13 protein-coding genes and 1 tRNA gene are annotated in these 15,822 nt (G+C 55.7%); 9 read left to right on the top strand and 5 right to left on the bottom strand.

Annotation, left to right across the window (positions count from 1 at the left end):
* Window positions 1–229 precede the first annotated feature (229 nt).
* The gene (gene brxL, locus ABLU88_RS12260) at window positions 230–2,290 is read left to right on the top strand and encodes a protease Lon-related BREX system protein BrxL (protein ID WP_348836655.1); all 2,061 of its coding nucleotides are present in this window, start codon (window positions 230–232) and stop codon (window positions 2,288–2,290) included.
* A gap of 109 nt (window positions 2,291–2,399) precedes the next feature.
* Here the strand turns inward: brxL and ABLU88_RS12255 are convergent, their stop codons facing one another.
* Window positions 2,400–3,650, bottom strand: a complete 1,251-nt coding sequence (locus ABLU88_RS12255) for an integrase arm-type DNA-binding domain-containing protein (RefSeq protein WP_348836620.1) — start codon at window positions 3,648–3,650, stop codon at window positions 2,400–2,402.
* A gap of 198 nt (window positions 3,651–3,848) precedes the next feature.
* Window positions 3,849–3,933: transfer RNA gene (locus ABLU88_RS12250), tRNA-Leu, on the bottom strand.
* 307 nt (window positions 3,934–4,240) lie between these two features.
* On the opposite strand from ABLU88_RS12250, the gene ABLU88_RS12245 reads away from it, so the two are divergent.
* The 8 genes from ABLU88_RS12245 to ABLU88_RS12210 all read left to right on the top strand — a co-directional run bounded on the left by ABLU88_RS12245 (window position 4,241) and on the right by ABLU88_RS12210 (window position 12,138).
* Window positions 4,241–5,254 carry an HNH endonuclease domain-containing protein gene (locus tag ABLU88_RS12245; RefSeq protein WP_348836619.1) on the top strand — a complete coding sequence of 338 codons (1,014 nt, stop codon included), beginning with the start codon at window positions 4,241–4,243 and terminating at the stop codon, window positions 5,252–5,254.
* Window positions 5,254–5,832 (top strand): class I SAM-dependent methyltransferase, encoded by a 579-nt coding sequence (locus tag ABLU88_RS12240; protein WP_348836618.1) that lies wholly within the window; start codon window positions 5,254–5,256, stop codon window positions 5,830–5,832. Before ABLU88_RS12245 ends, ABLU88_RS12240 begins: the two co-directional genes overlap by 1 nt.
* Window positions 5,833–5,961: 129 nt before the next feature.
* On the top strand, window positions 5,962–6,981 hold the full coding sequence (locus ABLU88_RS12235) for an NAD(P)-dependent alcohol dehydrogenase (protein ID WP_004128305.1): 1,020 nt from the start codon (window positions 5,962–5,964) through the stop codon (window positions 6,979–6,981).
* Window positions 6,982–7,171: 190 nt separating this feature from the next.
* Complete coding sequence (locus tag ABLU88_RS12230) at window positions 7,172–8,044, top strand: sugar ABC transporter permease (RefSeq protein WP_025107468.1); 873 nt, start codon at window positions 7,172–7,174, stop codon at window positions 8,042–8,044.
* Window positions 8,034–8,921, top strand: coding sequence for a carbohydrate ABC transporter permease (locus ABLU88_RS12225; RefSeq protein ID WP_348836616.1), 888 nt, complete (start codon window positions 8,034–8,036; stop codon window positions 8,919–8,921). Before ABLU88_RS12230 ends, ABLU88_RS12225 begins: the two co-directional genes overlap by 11 nt.
* Before the next feature lie 10 nt (window positions 8,922–8,931).
* Window positions 8,932–9,756, top strand: a complete 825-nt coding sequence (locus tag ABLU88_RS12220) for a phosphodiesterase (RefSeq protein WP_219677756.1) — start codon at window positions 8,932–8,934, stop codon at window positions 9,754–9,756.
* A gap of 5 nt (window positions 9,757–9,761) precedes the next feature.
* A complete protein-coding gene (locus tag ABLU88_RS12215; RefSeq protein WP_224266027.1) occupies window positions 9,762–10,835 on the top strand; it encodes an ABC transporter ATP-binding protein in 1,074 nt (357 codons plus the stop codon).
* Window positions 10,828–12,138: an ABC transporter substrate-binding protein gene (locus ABLU88_RS12210; protein WP_279908820.1), complete on the top strand. Its 1,311-nt coding sequence runs from the start codon at window positions 10,828–10,830 to the stop codon at window positions 12,136–12,138. Before ABLU88_RS12215 ends, ABLU88_RS12210 begins: the two co-directional genes overlap by 8 nt.
* A gap of 176 nt (window positions 12,139–12,314) precedes the next feature.
* Here ABLU88_RS12210 and ABLU88_RS12205 read toward each other — a convergent pair whose 3' ends face one another.
* The 3 genes from ABLU88_RS12205 to ABLU88_RS12195 all read right to left on the bottom strand — a co-directional run bounded on the left by ABLU88_RS12205 (window position 12,315) and on the right by ABLU88_RS12195 (window position 15,792).
* A complete protein-coding gene (locus tag ABLU88_RS12205; protein WP_014837228.1) occupies window positions 12,315–13,814 on the bottom strand; it encodes a sugar porter family MFS transporter in 1,500 nt (499 codons plus the stop codon).
* A gap of 168 nt (window positions 13,815–13,982) precedes the next feature.
* A complete protein-coding gene (gene iolE, locus ABLU88_RS12200; protein ID WP_004098147.1) occupies window positions 13,983–14,882 on the bottom strand; it encodes a myo-inosose-2 dehydratase in 900 nt (299 codons plus the stop codon).
* A 25-nt stretch (window positions 14,883–14,907) separates the two neighbouring features.
* A complete protein-coding gene (locus tag ABLU88_RS12195; protein WP_004098146.1) occupies window positions 14,908–15,792 on the bottom strand; it encodes a sugar phosphate isomerase/epimerase in 885 nt (294 codons plus the stop codon).
* Window positions 15,793–15,822: the final 30 nt, after the last annotated feature.

Below are 15,822 nucleotides of genomic sequence, written 5' to 3'. Positions count from 1 at the left end.
GTGATAAGTAAATTCTAATGTTGGGTGCCAGCTAATCAGTACCCGGGAGCAATACCAGATGCCACATGATGAGATAAATCCTACTGAAGGTGAGTTTGTAGGAAAGGAAACCGCACAAGAGCCAGCGGTGAATGTCACACATATCACGAACAATGTAGTAATCCAGCAGATGGACGTTTACACGGAGAAGCTTGCCCAGCCGAGCGGAACTACTGTTGATGAGGCTTCTATGCTCAGCATTGACGATGAGTTATCTCAGCATGCCAGCATGGATCTTGATGCCCGTCTGAATCGTTACTTTAAGGGTAAAGTTGTCCGTAAGGATTTGACCAAACAGCTAAAAGAAGGGGCTAATGTCCCTGTCTATGTACTGGAATATCTGCTCGGTATGTACTGTGCTTCAGACGATGATGAAGTGGTACGCGAAGGTCTGGAAAACGTCAAAAAAATCCTCGCTGAGAACTATGTTCGCCCGGATGAGGCTGAGAAAGTAAAATCTCTGATTCGTGAGCGTGGTAGCTTTAAAGTGATCGATAAGATCGGAGTAAAGCTCAACCAGAAGAAAGATGTATACGAGGCTCAGCTTTCGAACCTAGGTATCAAAGATGCCGTGATCCCCGCCAACATTGTTAAAGCTAACGAGAAGCTGCTCACCGGGGGGATCTGGTGTATCGTTACTCTTAACTATTTTTATGAAGAAGGGCAAAGAATTTCGCCCTTCTCAATTTTCAACCTTAAGCCTATCCAGATGCCCTCCATGGATATGGAAGAGCTTTTTGCCGCCCGGGCTAATTTCTCAACAGACCAATGGCTGGATGCCCTGATCCGCTCTATAGGCATGGAGCCAACCAATCTGAAGCAACGGGTGAAATGGCACCTGTTGACGCGGATGATCCCCTTTGTTGAGAACAACTATAACGTCTGCGAACTCGGCCCACGTGGTACCGGTAAAAGCCACGTCTATAAAGAGTGCTCGCCTAATTCATTATTAGTCTCAGGTGGCCAGACGACAGTCGCCAATCTGTTTTACAACATGAGTTCCCGGCAGGTTGGGCTGGTAGGCATGTGGGATGTGGTAGCTTTTGACGAAGTGGCTGGTATTACCTTCAAAGATAAAGATGGTGTCCAGATCATGAAGGATTACATGGCATCGGGCTCTTTTTCCCGTGGCCGTGATTCTATCGAAGCCAAAGCATCCATGGTATTTGTCGGCAACATAAACCAAAGCGTAGAAACGTTAGTCAAAACCAGTCACCTGCTGGCACCTTTCCCGGAAGCGATGATCGATACAGCCTTCTTTGACCGTTTCCATGCCTATATCCCAGGCTGGGATATCCCTAAGATGCGGCCTGAATTTTTTACCAATAACTACGGTCTGATCACCGACTATCTGGCCGAATATATGCGAGAAATGCGCAAGCGTAGCTTCTCTGATGCTATTGACCGCTTCTTTAAACTCGGGAACAACCTCAACCAACGTGACGTAATCGCAGTACGCCGCACGGTCTCAGGTTTGCTCAAATTACTGTATCCTCATGGTGTGTTTGGTAAAGAGGAGGTACGTCCTTGTCTCACCTACGCATTAGAGTTACGTCGTAGAATCAAAGAGCAGTTGAAAAAACTAGGCGGCATGGAGTTTTTTGATGTGCATTTCAGCTATCTCGACAACGAAACTCTTGAAGAGTTTTTCGTCAATGTACCTGAGCAAGGCGGGAGCCAGTTGATCCCCGAAGGTCTGGGTAAACCGGGAGTTGTGCACATGGTTACCAAGGGTGTCACAGGCCAACTGGGCCTGTATCGCTTCGAGACTCAGATGACCCCCGGTAATGGTAAACACACGACATCTGGCCTAGGCTCCAATACACCAGCAAAAGAAGCAATCCGTATAGGTTTTGATTATTTCAAAGGCAACCTAAATCGCATCAGTGCTACCGCAAAATTTTCCGAGCATGAATACCATCTACATGCCGTTGAGTTACATAACTCAGGCCCTAGTACCAAAACCAGCCTTGCCGCCTTGGTAGCCTTCTGTTCCATTTTGATGGGCAAACCAGTGCAAGAACAGATGGTCGTGCTCGGAGATATGACACTTGGTGGTGTGGTGAATCCGGTCGAAGATCTGGCGGGTAGTTTGCAACTGGCAATGGATAGTGGGGGCAAACGTGTGCTGCTGCCGATGGCATCGGCTTCTGATATCCCGACAGTGCCTGCTGAAATTTTTTCCAAATTCCAAATCAGTTTCTATGCAGATCCGGTGGATGCTGTGTATAAAGCACTAGGTGTTCAATAGCTTATAATTCGTCATCATCAGAAACAAATAATGGGCAAAATGCCCATTATTTGTTTGAAAAATAGGGAGTTCAGATAGAACTACTTAATTCTCAATGGCGTTACTTTTTTTATTTTTTCGCAAAATCAAACGGACTGACCACCTTCTTCCGATTAGCATCCAGATAGTCCGCCCACCACTGCAGCATCAGTCTCCTCTCTCCCAGATGCTCCGCCTTATGGATATAAGCCGCACGCACAGAATTACGCTCCTGATGGCTCATCTGCCGCTCCACTGCATCCCTCGACCACAATCCTGATTCAATAAGTGAACTACACGCCATCGTCCTGAAACCATGCCCACAGACTTCCGTTTTGGTGTCATAGCCCATAACTCGCAAAGCCTTGTTCACCGTGTTCTCACTCATGGGTTTACGCGGATCATGATCACCAACAAAGATCAGCTCTCGATTTCCATTCATGCTTTTAATCTTTTCCAGAATAGTTAAGGCTTGCCGCGACAAAGGAACAAGATGAGGAGTCCGCATCTTTGAACCACGCTGAGAATGTTTAACACCTTCCAGTGGTTCACGCTCACCTGGAATCGTCCACATGGCCGTTTCAAAATCCACTTCTGACCAACGGGCAAAACGCAGTTCGCTTGAACGGATGAAAACTAACAACGTGAGTTCAACAGCCAGTCGAGTTAACGGCCTGCCAGAGTAATGATCAATGCGGTGTAGTAATTCAGGGATGCGGTTAAGCTCCAGAGCCGCACGATGCTGTCTTTTCGCCGTAGCAACCGCACCAGCAATCTCTTGCGCGGGGTTGTAATCGATTAAGCCACTCTGCACAGCAAAGCGCATAATCGCGGTAGTACGCTGCTGTAAACGGGCGGCGACTTCGAGACGCCCTGATGACTCTACGGCTTTGATGGGTACAAGTAGGTCTCGCGTTTTCAGTTCTGCAATGTTCCGCTTACCGATGGCAGAAAAGAGATTATCTTCGAGGCTTTTCAAAACACGAGCGCTATGCGATGCAGACCATTTCTGATTGCTGGCATGCCAGTCTCTGGCGACCACTTCAAACGTTATCGCCTCTTGCTCCTGCTCTACCTTAACGGCTTTCTTGTTCTCACTTGGATCGACACCATTAGCTAACAGCTTACGGGCTTCATCCCGGCGTGCCCTGGCATCCGCCAACGAAACCTCAGGGTATTTCCCCAACGCCAGCATCTTTTCTTTGCCGCCAAGGCGATAACGCAGTCGCCAATATTTGGAACCGTTAGGGTGAACCAGCAAAACCATGCCTTCACCGTCAGCTAGTTTATAGGCTTTTGCTTCAGGCTTAGCCGAACGAACCTTCACATCACTCAGAGCCATGATGAGTATCCTTTCAAGGGTTCTGTGTGGGTACAAACATAATCGAACCGGGATATACCCGCAGTTGTACCCGCATCAGTAAGTTGATGTTGATTGAATCAGGTTGACTTAGGTAGAGTGAAAAAGCGAGGAAAGCCTTGCGGATACTGGATTTCAGGCACAAAAAAAGACGTCCGTTGACGTCTATTGATGTTCCGATGGTGCCGAAGGCCGGACTCGAACCGGCACGTATTTCTACGGTTGATTTTGAATCAACTGCGTCTACCGATTTCGCCACTCCGGCACGGAAAGGATACGGAAAACGTTCTGGATTATACCTGTCACTGGCTGCTGCGCAAGCGGCAGAGTGCGATCGCCGCGCTAAGTGTTGAAAAAAACAGCGCAAGCCGCATTTCGGCCAACATTCAATACGTTCCGCAAGTAAACCCCTCGTTCTCACCTTTCCCACTCGCGGTTTCCTCTTTCTCCGAGCCTGCTCGCAAAATCCTGCAAACGGCTCAATTCGGTTTACATTTTCGGCAATTTGTTATCAGATCCTGTTATTAGTACGCGTAATAACGCCGGTACTTTCCCAAAACAGGATTTCCGCAATGCGCTTCTATCAGATCGAACCGACGCTGGAGAACTACTGGCGCGGCATTATTCTTTTTGGCAAAAACGTCGCCTCCTATAAGTTTGCGCTGGCGCATGCGCTGTACGATATCCGCCGCGACGGTAGCGATCTGATACGCCTCGAGGAGCTGGCGGTGCCGTTCAGCCAGCATCTGTGTCGCCATCTTGAGCACGCCCCCAAACAGATCACGTCGCCAAAAAGCCAGTTTCTCAACGCCTGTAGCCGCTTCAATCGCCAGGAGATAACCCAGGATCAGCTCATCGCGGCAACGGTTAAGCTCGGCTTTAGCGTGGTGCTGGATAAATTTCATAACGTGAATCAGGGCGAAATCGCCAGGCGCTTTTTTATCGACGAGCGTAAAACGCATCAGGGTATCCGTCTGACCGACGACTTTTATTCTCTGACGGAGCGCCAGCAGTACCAAAACCTGATCCACGAAACGGACGCCCGCTGGCGTCTGGTGGAGCAGGCGTGGGCGATGAACATCGCCAGCAGCCTGATTGCCGTGGAATATGATGCCGCCGAACAGCAGCTCTTCAGCACCCTGAATACCCGACGAGTTGCCATCTCCAGCTGTCGCGACAGCCTGAACGGCTACCAAAAAGGCCGCTGCTTTTACTGCTATGCGCCGATCAGTCTCGAAAGCGGGGATGAGAACCTGGCCGACGTTGACCACTTTATCCCGTGGGCGGCGCGCGGCGAAGTGGCGAATATCAACGGCGTCTGGAACCTGGTTCTCGCCTGCAAGAGCTGCAACCGCGGGGAGAAGGGCAAGTTTATGCGGGTACCGTCGGCAAAATTGCTGCGCCGCCTGCGCGACAGAAACGAATATTTTATTACCAGCCACCTTCCCTTGCGTGAAACCTTAATCCGTCAGACCGGCAACACGACCGCCCGCCGCGATGACTTCCTCGCCAAAATCTGGAACACTGCGCGCATTACGCTCCTTCATGAATGGGAACCTCAGGCCGCCGGAACGGATATATTCTGATGACAATCAACTACTACCAGCAGAACGCTGACAGCTTTGTGGCTTCAACCGTCGCTGTCGATATGACCTCTCTGTACGCGCCTTTTATCGGGGCGATTGAACCGAACGGGCTGATCCTCGATGCGGGATGCGGCTCCGGACGCGATGCCAAAGCCTTTGCCGATATGGGCTACCGGGTCGAGGCGTTTGACGCCTCACCGGCCATGGTCGAGCGGGCTGCGCAACACAGCGGGCTGGCCGTGCGTCAGGCGACCTTTCAAAGTATCAGCGAAAGCGCGCGGTATGACGGCATCTGGTGCTGCGCTTCGCTGCTGCACGTTCCCGCCGCGGAGCTGCCGGGAGTGATGCACAAACTGGCTATGGCCCTCAAACCTGGCGGCGTCTGGTACGTCTCATTTAAATACGGTTCAGGCGAGCGAGAAAAAGAGGGGCGGCGGTTTACCGATCTCGATGAAGCAGGGCTGACGGCGCTGATCGAACCGCTGGCTGATATCCGTCTCGCCAACATGTGGCAGACGGTGGATAAGCGCCCGGAGCGGAGCGAAATCTGGCTCAACGCGCTGTTACTCAAAAGCTGAACTGTCGCGATGGCTTCTCTCTCGCAGAGAAGCCGGCTTGCGCAAGCTTCCCCCCTCCTTCTGCCAAGCGTCCCCTCGCCCCATGCTCTACACTTCCTTCTTAACTACGCCAAACCCAAGGAAACTGTCATGAGCACTATTAAAAGTTACGCCGCCAAAGAAGCGGGCGCCGATCTGTCGCTGTGGGAATACGATGCCGGCGACCTTAAGCCGGAAGATGTCGAAGTGCAGGTGGAGTACTGCGGGATCTGCCACTCCGACCTGTCGATGATCGACAACGAATGGGGCATGTCGAGCTATCCGCTGGTGGCCGGTCACGAGGTGATTGGCCGGGTGGCGGCGCTGGGCAGCGCGGCGCAGGATAAAGGGCTGAAGGTTGGCCAGAAGGTCGGCATTGGCTGGACGGCGCGCAGCTGCGGCCACTGCGACGCCTGTATCAGCGGCAACCACGTGAACTGTCTGGAAGGCTCGGTGCCCACCATCATCAACCGCGGCGGCTTCGCCGATAAGCTGCGCGCCGACTGGCAATGGGTGATCCCGCTGCCGGAAAACGTCGATCTCGAATCTGCCGGGCCGATGCTCTGCGGCGGCATTACCGTCTTCAAACCGCTGCTGATGCATCACGTCACGGCCAACAGCCGCGTCGGCGTCATCGGCATTGGCGGCCTCGGCCATATCGCCATCAAGCTGCTGCACGCGATGGGCGCGGAAGTCACCGCCTTTAGCTCCAATCCGGCGAAAGAGCAGGAAGTGCTGGCAATGGGCGCCGATCGCGTGGTGAACAGCCGCGATCCCGAAGCCTTAAAGGCGCTGGCTGGCCAGTTCGACCTGATTATCAACACCGTCGCCGTCGACCTCGACTGGCAGCCGTACTTTGAAGCGCTGGCGTACGGCGGCAACTTCCACACCGTCGGCGCGGTGATGAAGCCGTTCCCGGTCCCCGCTTTTACCCTGATTGGCGGCGACCGCAGCATCTCCGGTTCGGCCACCGGCAACCCGGCCGAGCTGCGCAAGCTGATGAAATTTGCCGGACGCAGCAAAGTCGCGCCGACCACCGAGCTGTTCCCGATGTCGCAGATCAACGAGGCGCTGAAGCACGTTCGCGAGGGCAAGGCCCGCTACCGTGTGGTGCTGAAAGCCGACTTCTGATCGTTTCTCGTCATGCTTCAGGCCGCAGCCGCGCGGCCTGAACGCCACTGACCGGGGTGATGCCGGGCGGCCCGTCTGCCCGGCGCTTGTATCCCTGGTCATTAAACCGTCATCTCCTCGCCATACGTTTGCAGTCAATCCTTCTCACAATCCGGGCTTCTACAAACGCCTGAATGAGACGTCCGCCACCATGAGAAAAACCTGGCTCCCCTGGCTGATACTGTCGCCTTCCCTGCTGTTTTTATTACTGTTTACCTGGTTTCCCCTCGGGCGATCGATTTATGACAGCCTGTTTGATACCCGCATGGTCAGCGACGGCGGCCAGTATGTCGGGCTGGAGAACTTCAGTCGTCTGTTCGCCGACGGCGTCTTCTGGCAGTCGCTGGTGAATAACCTGCTTTATATCCTGCTGACGGTGGTACCGGGCGTGACGCTCGCCCTGCTGCTGGCGGTCGCCCTGACCGAGAATCACCGCGTCAACCGCTGGCTGCGCACCGCCTTCTTCTTCCCGATGATTATCCCGATGGTCAGCGCCGCCGCGCTGTGGCTGTTTATCTTTATGCCCGGCCTTGGCCTGCTCGACCACTATCTGGCGAAGCTGTTTGGCCCGATGAACAACAACTGGCTGGGGCGCAGCAACAGCGCGCTGCTGGCGCTGGCGCTGATTGGGGTGTGGAAGTTCGCCGGTTACTACATGCTGTTTTTCCTCGCCGGGCTGCAAAGCATTCCGGCCTCCACGCGCGAAGCGGCGATCGTGGAAGGCGCCACCCGCACGCAGGTGTTCTTTAAGGTCACGCTGCCGCTGCTGCGCCCGACCCTGAGCTTCGTGATAACCACGGCGCTGATCTACTCCATCACCCAGATCGACCACGTGGCGGTGATGACCCGCGGCGGGCCGGATAACGCCACTACCGTGCTGCTCTACTACATCCAGAACCTCGCCTGGGACACCCATGATTTAGGTAAAGCTTCCGCCGCCACCTTCCTGACGCTGGCCGGGCTGTTTGCCTTCTCGCTGATTAACCTCAAACTGCTGGAGAAAGGAGCGCACTATGAGCGCTGAAATCTCGCCGCTGGCGCTGCGATCGCACAGCGCATCGCGCCCGCTCTGGCTGCGCCTGCGCCGCTCGCAGCCCTTTACGCTCACGGTATTAATGTGCTGCCTGGCGCTGCTGTGGATGAGCCCGTTTTTATGGATGCTGGCGACCTCGTTTAGCGCCACGACCTTCGGCGAGGATATGGCCTCGCTGCTGCCCCGTATGCCGCTGACGCTGGATAACTTCCGCGATGCCTGGGCCAGCGCCGACTGGCTGAGCCTCTACGCCAATACCCTTATCTTCACCTTCGGCACCTTCTTCGTGCAGCTGTTGACCATCACCACCGCCGGCTACGTCTTCGCCTGCCACGAGTTCCGCGGCAAGAAGACGCTGTTCCTGATGTTCCTCGTCCAGCTGATGATCATGCCGGTGGTGATGATGGTGCCGAACATGCTGACCCTGAAAACCTTCGGCCTGCTCAACACCCTCACCGGGGTAATGATGCCCTACTTCACCTCGGCGTTCGGCGTGTTCCTGATGCGTCAGGCGTTTCTGGCCATCCCCAAAGAGCTGGAAGAGGCGGCGCTGATGGAGGGCTGTCGCTGGTGGCAGGTGCTGTTCCGCGTGCTGCTGCCGATGTCCTGGCCGTCGGTGCTGGCCTTCGCCACCGTCAGCATTACCTACCACTGGAACGAGTATCTGTGGCCGCTGATGATGCTGAACGACCCGGACAAACAGGTGCTGACCGTGGGGCTGGTCTCGTTCGCCATGGGCGCAGAATCCGGCGGTCAGTGGGGCATCATCGGCGCCGGCACGCTGATGGTCTGCCTGCCGCTGATGCTGGCGTTCATCTTCTTCCAGAAACAGTTCCTGCGAAGCTTCGGCTTCTCCGGGATAAAATAAGGAGCTCTTCATGCTGTTAGCGCAAATTTCCGATACCCATTTCCGCAGCCGCGGCCAGAAGCTGTACGGCTTTATTGACGTCAACGCCGCCAATGCCGACGTCGTCTCCCAGCTGAATGCCCTGCAGGAGCGTCCGGACGCGGTGGTGGTGAGCGGCGATATCGTCAACTGCGGCCGCCCGGAAGAGTATGAGGTCGCCCGCCAGATCCTCGGCAGCCTGAACTATCCGCTGTATCTCATTCCCGGCAACCACGACGATAAAGCGCTGTTTCTGGAATACCTGAATCCGCTGTGCCCGCAGCTCGGCCGCGACGCGCAAAACATGCACTACGCGGTAGACGATTTTGCCACTCGCCTGCTGTTTATCGACTCCAGCCGGGCGGGTACGTCGAAAGGCTGGCTGACCGAGGAAACCATCAAGTGGCTGGAAGCCCAGCTGTTTGATGGCGGCGATAAACCGGCGACGGTGTTTATGCATCATCCGCCGCTGCCGCTGGGCAACGCGCAGATGGACCCTATCGCCTGCGAAAACGGCCATCGTCTGCTGGCGCTGGTTGAGCGTTTCCCGTCGCTGACGCGCATTTTCTGCGGCCATAACCACAGCCTGACCATGACCCAGTATCGCCAGGCCATCATCTCCACCATCCCGGGAACCGTCCACCAGGTGCCCTACTTTCATGAAGATACTCGTCCGTATTACGACCTCTCTCCGGCGTCGTGCCTGATGCATCGCCAGGTCGACGAGCAGTGGGTGAGCTATCAGCACCCTCTGACCCACTACGCCGGACCGTGGATGTACGACGAAAATATCAGCTGCCCAACGGAAGATTGCTAAACGCCATGCTTAGTCTGCAAAACATCAGTAAACAGTTTGACGGTAAACCGGCCCTCAGCGCCCTGTCGCTGGATATTCGCGAAGGGGAATTCGTGGTGCTGGTGGGCCCATCCGGCTGCGGTAAAAGCACCCTGCTGCGCCTGCTCGCCGGGCTGGAGCCGGTCAGCGAGGGGGAGATCTGGCTGCACGATGAGAACATCACCGAAATGTCGCCCAGAGAGCGCAACTTCGCGATGATCTTCCAGAACTATGCGCTGTTTCCGCACCTGTCGGTGCGCGACAACATCACCTTCGGTATGAAGGTGCGCAAAGAGGAGAAGACCAGCTGGCAGCCGCGGGTGGATAAAGTCGCGCAGATGCTGCAGCTGGATACCCTGCTCGATCGCAAACCGGCGAAGCTCTCCGGTGGCCAGCGGCAGCGGGTGGCGATGGCGCGGGCGATTGTGCGCAATCCGCGCCTGTTCCTGATGGATGAGCCGCTCTCCAACCTCGACGCCCGCCTGCGTAGCGAAGTGCGCGACAGCATTATGGATCTCCACCAGCAGCTCAGAACCAGCACCGTCTACGTCACCCATGACCAGACGGAAGCGATGTCGATGGCCGACCGCATCGTGGTGATGAACGGCGGCCACGTACAGCAGGTCGGGCGACCGGAGTATCTGTACGCCAACCCGGCCAACCTGTTTGTCGCCGGGTTTATCGGATCTCCGGCGATGAATCTGCTCTCGCTGCCCTGCGCTGATGGTGAGGTATTACTGGGTGAGCTGCGCTATCCGCTGCCGCCGCGCTACCGTGAAGAATCCCGGGTGTGGTTAGGCATTCGCCCGGAACATATCAGCGACCGCGTGGAGGAGAGCCATCTGCGCCTGCCCGCCACCGTGCTGCAACGAGAACTGATGGGAGCCGATTATCTGCTCCAAGTCAGCACCCCCATCGGCACCCTACGCTTTAGCCGTCGCCATCGCGGCGCGGTGCCGGAGAAAGGCGATTCGCTGATCCTCGGCTTTTCACCTGCCGATGTGCATCTTTTTCATGCTGAGAAACAGCATAATTTACTGATGGAGACAGACCATGTTTAAACCTCTCACCGCTCTCACGGTTGGGCTCAGCCTTGCCCTGAGCGGCGCGGCGCTGGCGAAAGAGAAGATCGACTTCATGTTTCCGGCGCCGGTGGACGGCAAGCTGACCATGGAGATGACCCGCGTCATTAAGCAATTCAACGAGTCGCAGCAGGATGTCGAAGTACGCGGGATCTTTACCGGCAACTACGACACCACCAAGATCAAAGCCGAATCGGCGCAGAAGGCCGGGCAGCCGCCCGCGCTGGTGATTATGTCCGCTAACTTCACCACCGATCTGGCGCTGAAGGGTGAGATCCTGCCGATGGACGAGCTGTTCCAGTATGGCGATCAAAAAGCGGGGGATTTTCTGGTGAAGGCGTTCTGGCCCGCAATGCATAAAAACGCCCAGGTGATGGGCACCACCTATGCGATCCCGTTCCATAACTCGACGCCGATCCTCTACTACAACAAAACGATGTTCGATCGGGCCGGGATCAAACAGCCGCCGCAAACCTGGGCCGAGCTGCTGGCGGACGCCAGAAAGCTGACCGACGAAAGCAAAGGCCAGTGGGGGATCATGCTGCCGTCGACCAACGATGATTACGGCGGCTGGATCTTCTCGGCGCTGGTGCGCGCCAACGGCGGGAAATACTTTAACGAGGACTATCCGGGCGAAGTCTATTACAACACGCCAACCACCATCGGCGCCCTGCGCTTCTGGCAGAACCTGGTCTATAAAGACAAAGTCATGCCTTCCGGCGTGCTGAATTCGAAACAGATCGGCGCCAGCTTCTTCTCCGGCAAAGTCGGAATGGCGATGCTGAGCACCGGCGCGCTGGGCTTTATGCGCGAGAACAGCAAAGATTTTGAGCTGGGCGTGGCGATGCTGCCGGCCAAAGAGCAGCGCGCGGTGCCGATCGGCGGCGCCAGCCTGGTGAGCTTCAAGGGCATCAACGACGCGCAGAAAAAAGCGGCGTATCAGTTCCTGACGTATCTGGTGAGCCCGCAGGTTAACGGCGCCTGGAGCCGCTTTACCGGCTACTTCTCCCCGCGTAAGGCCGCCTACGATACGCCGGAAATGAAGGCGTATCTGCAGCAGGATCCGCGCGCGGCTATCGCCCTCGAACAGCTGAAGTATGCCCATCCGTGGTACTCCACCTGGGAGACCGTTGCCGTGCGTAAAGCGATGGAAAACCAGCTGGCCGCGGTGGTCAACGATGCCAAAATCACCCCGGAAGCCGCGGTGCAGGCGGCACAGAAGGAGGCCGATGCGCTGATGAAGCCCTACGTCGATAAGACCGCGCTGGCGGAAGTGAAGTAGGCCTTTCCCTCACTATCCCCGCAGATAGCTGAGGTATCTTCTGCAATACCGTACGGAAGCAGTGTGCCCCCTCCCCCTTTTCAAGGGGAGGGGATCGTTCGATACGGCTCGTTAGCCCGGTCCGTGCAGACCGCTGAGCACCGCTCCAGCATTGCAGATACCGTTGGCAATCAGCCTTACACTTTATCCGCCTGCGATTCAGCCACTATTCGCCGGGCCCTGGCGGCCTGCCCTTCTTCACTGGTGTCCAGCTTATCCCGCAGATAGTGCTCAATTTGTTCAAGACTACGGTGGCGGGTTTCCGGTACGCATTTAATCACGAATATCGCACCGAATACGCCAATACCGGCGAAGATAAAGAAGGTGCCTGAAAGCCCTAACCACGCCAGCAGTATCGGGAAGAACAGGGAGATCAGGAAGTTGGCAATCCACATTGAAAATACCGCCCCCCCCATAAAAATACCGCGCAGGCGAGTTGGAAATATTTCCGACATGAGCAGCCAGGTCACTGGCGATAGCGCCCCCTGCTGAAAGCTCAGAAACAGTAACATCCCTGCCAGAACCATATAGGCGCGCAGCGCATCAGGCTGGCCGTTAACCGTCTCCGGCAACAGATAGCTGACCGCACCGATAAAAACCAGGCAGGCGGTGCAGCCGAACTGACCAATCATGGTCATCGGGCGACGGCCAATTTTGCCAAGCATCCAGATGCCAACGAATGTCATCAATACTGAGACTACGCCATTGGCGATAGTGGCAAACAGCGCGGCATTATCAGTCATACCAACCGAGGTCAGTACCGTGGGGGCATAGTACATAATGGTATTTACACCGGTAAGCTGTTGGATAACCGCTATACCAATACCGATCATAAACAGCTTGAACAACCACGGGGTCATAATCTCGCTGAACCGGGGCTTACCGAGATTGCGCTGCTCATCCAGCGTTTCGGTGATCTCCAGCAGCTCCCACTCAACATCATCTTTATGCCGGGTGCGCTCAAGCACGCGACGGGCTTCCGCCAGGCGCCCTTTCATCGCGTACCAGCGCGGTGAATCCGGCATAAACATCATGCCAAACCAGAGCAGCACGGCGGGTAGCGTCGCCACCGCCAGCATCCAGCGCCAGGTGCTTTCCCCGCCCCAGACTTCATGGAACGTGGCATTAGAAATATAGGCCAGCAGCTGACCGGATACGATCATCAGCTCCTGCAAAGTAACCAGCTGTCCGCGCTTATTCGCGGGAGCTATCTCGGCAATATAGACCGGTACGGTGGCCGCCGCCCCGCCGACCGCCACGCCGAGAATAAGGCGAAAGAAAATCATCCAGTTAACGTCCGGCGCCATAGAAGTGCCTATCGCGCCGATGGCAAAAAGCACCGCCAGCCACAGAATAATTTTCTTTCTGCCCGCCGCATTCGCCAGATTGCCAGAAAGCAGCGCGCCAAAGGCGGCGCCGAATAGCAGCGAGCTGGTGACCAGACCGGTGGTAAAGGGAGTAAGATGAAGCTCGGTGCCCATAAAGAGTAAGGCACCGGAAATCACCCCGGTATCATAGCCAAAAAGTAAACCGCCAAGCGTCGCGATCAGGGCGACAACTTTTACAAAGGGCGTTGTCGGGGTCTCGCTATTCGGTCCCGACGCTTTATTGAGTGTAAGATATTGTTCCTTAGACATAATAGACTCCAGTAACCCGCCTTGTTTGAGGGAAGATTTGCTCTAGTCTGAATGCAGAGGCCGAGGCCTCACCGACGTGTTGTTTTCGTTCTACGTCTTGAGCTACTGCTGAGTGATGGGGTAAAAAAAGCAGGCCATACGACGTATGGCCTGAAAATAAAACAACGATTAGATTCCTGCCGTCTCGCGGATATACTTGCGCGCTTTTACGGCGTATTCGAATGGGTTGGCCAGCGCCGGATCCTGCTCGGCCTCAACCACCATCCAGCCTTTATAGCCATGCTCGTCCAGCAGCTTGAACACCGGACGGAAATCAATGACGCCGTCGCCCGGCACGGTGAAGGTCCCCTTCTTCACGCCGTCCAGGAAGGAGAGCCCTTCGCGACGCACCTGCTCGATCACCGGCGGACGCACGTCTTTCAGGTGCACGTGGTTAATGCGCGGCAGATATTTTTTCAGAATCGCCAGCATCGGCTCTTCGCCGCCTTCGGAATACCAGGCGTGTCCGGTGTCGTAGAGCAGGAAGACTTTGTCATCCACCAGCGACATAAACTTGTCGATCTCTGCCGTCGTCTGGATACCGGTGCCCATATGATGGTGCAGACAAACCTGCATGCCCTTTTCCGCCGCCAGACGACCGAGGGTGTTATAGCCTTCCGCCACCCGCTGCCACTCTTCTTCGCTAAAGCACGGTTTCGCATTCTCCAGAATGGGCTTTTCCAGCCCCTGGATGCTGCCGCTCTGCTCAGAGCAGCCGATCACTTTCGCGCCCATAGCATGCAGGAAATTCATGTGGTTAACGAATTCATCAATGGTCTTTTCCCGCTGGCCGTTAGCAAAAAAGGTGCTGAACCAGGCGTTGCAAATCTGAATGCCGCGGATATCCAGCATCGGCTTGAGAACCGCCGGATCGCGTGGATATTTGCTGCCGACTTCGCTGCCGGTAAAGCCCGCCAGCGCCATTTCGCTGACGATTTGCTGGAAAGTATTCTCGCTGCCCAGCTCCGGCATATCGTCGTTAGTCCAGCCAATCGGGGCGATAGCCAGTTTTACGTTATCTTTGTTCATAGTAGGGGGCTCCTGCCGCTGCGCCTTACCGGCGCAGCAATTCACGTTCGATGAGTTCACGGGTTTCCACTGCCTGGTATTTCATCTTTTCCGGGTAGCCGAACAGCGAGGTGGCCACAATCGGCTCACCGCCGACCTTGAAGGTCTGCTCGGCAAATTTCATATCGCGCAGGGTGCGGAACAGCGCGTCGAAATCAACATCCCCTTCTCCGACGCCCACGTGCTGGTGAACGACGGCATCTACGCCCGGTGGGTTAACGATATAGCGGCAGTGTTTTGTATGGTTGCGGGTATCCGCGATCAGCACATGGGAGAGATCGCTTCCCGCGTAGCGCAGCATCTTCTCAACGTCGCCCACGCCTTTGTCATAGAAAAAGGTATGCGGGACGCTGTAAACGTACTTAACGTTATCGCTGCGGAACGACTTCACGATATCGACGGTTTCATTGTTCTCTTCGCAGAAGTCCCACGGATGTGCCTGAATTTCAACGCGGATGCCTTCGCGCTCAAAAATCGGCAGCAGCTCTTCCATGGAGCGATAGAACATCTCATCGCAAATCTCCGGCTGGTTAGGATCGCCGGAGAACTCGGTGTTGATCACCTGAACACCCATTTCAACCGCGATTTCGATCAGCCGTTTCCAGTTTTTCACTGCCGCCTGACGGCGCAGCTCATCCGGACCGGACCAGCGGTAGACGCAGATAAACGAGGAGAGTTCCACGCCGGTATCGCGCAGCGCCTGCTTGTACTCAGCCATAATTTCCCGGCTGGCGCGCGGGTGCTTGTAGAACGGGTTGATCTGCGGGTGCGGCGATTGCTCAATGTACTTGTAGCCCCACTCCGCCACCTGATGGACCATTCGGGTTACCCCGAGGTCTTTAATGACATCAACGTCAAAAGCAATTTTCATCGTCGTTACCTGTGCAAAGAAGTTCCGTCA

Origin of the sequence: Klebsiella sp. GW_Kp182, assembly GCF_040062275.1 — a bacterium.
Taxonomy (GTDB): Bacteria; Pseudomonadota; Gammaproteobacteria; order Enterobacterales; family Enterobacteriaceae; genus Klebsiella; species Klebsiella michiganensis.
The sequence above is the reverse complement of the archived record's forward strand: the minus strand, read 5'-3'. Positions and strand labels throughout refer to the sequence as shown.

Excerpts from the sequence above, each read along its gene's own strand:
- brxL (WP_348836655.1), top strand. The coding sequence starts at position 230 with ATGCTCAGCATTGACGATGAGTTATCTCAGCATGCCAGCATGGATCTT.
- ABLU88_RS12255 (WP_348836620.1), bottom strand. The coding sequence starts at position 3,650 with ATGGCTCTGAGTGATGTGAAGGTTCGTTCGGCTAAGCCTGAAGCAAAA.
- ABLU88_RS12245 (WP_348836619.1), top strand. The coding sequence starts at position 4,241 with ATGCGCTTCTATCAGATCGAACCGACGCTGGAGAACTACTGGCGCGGC.
- ABLU88_RS12240 (WP_348836618.1), top strand. The coding sequence starts at position 5,254 with ATGACAATCAACTACTACCAGCAGAACGCTGACAGCTTTGTGGCTTCA.
- ABLU88_RS12235 (WP_004128305.1), top strand. The coding sequence starts at position 5,962 with ATGAGCACTATTAAAAGTTACGCCGCCAAAGAAGCGGGCGCCGATCTG.
- ABLU88_RS12230 (WP_025107468.1), top strand. The coding sequence starts at position 7,172 with ATGAGAAAAACCTGGCTCCCCTGGCTGATACTGTCGCCTTCCCTGCTG.
- ABLU88_RS12225 (WP_348836616.1), top strand. The coding sequence starts at position 8,034 with ATGAGCGCTGAAATCTCGCCGCTGGCGCTGCGATCGCACAGCGCATCG.
- ABLU88_RS12220 (WP_219677756.1), top strand. The coding sequence starts at position 8,932 with ATGCTGTTAGCGCAAATTTCCGATACCCATTTCCGCAGCCGCGGCCAG.
- ABLU88_RS12215 (WP_224266027.1), top strand. The coding sequence starts at position 9,762 with ATGCTTAGTCTGCAAAACATCAGTAAACAGTTTGACGGTAAACCGGCC.
- ABLU88_RS12210 (WP_279908820.1), top strand. The coding sequence starts at position 10,828 with ATGTTTAAACCTCTCACCGCTCTCACGGTTGGGCTCAGCCTTGCCCTG.
- ABLU88_RS12205 (WP_014837228.1), bottom strand. The coding sequence starts at position 13,814 with ATGTCTAAGGAACAATATCTTACACTCAATAAAGCGTCGGGACCGAAT.
- iolE (WP_004098147.1), bottom strand. The coding sequence starts at position 14,882 with ATGAACAAAGATAACGTAAAACTGGCTATCGCCCCGATTGGCTGGACT.
- ABLU88_RS12195 (WP_004098146.1), bottom strand. The coding sequence starts at position 15,792 with ATGAAAATTGCTTTTGACGTTGATGTCATTAAAGACCTCGGGGTAACC.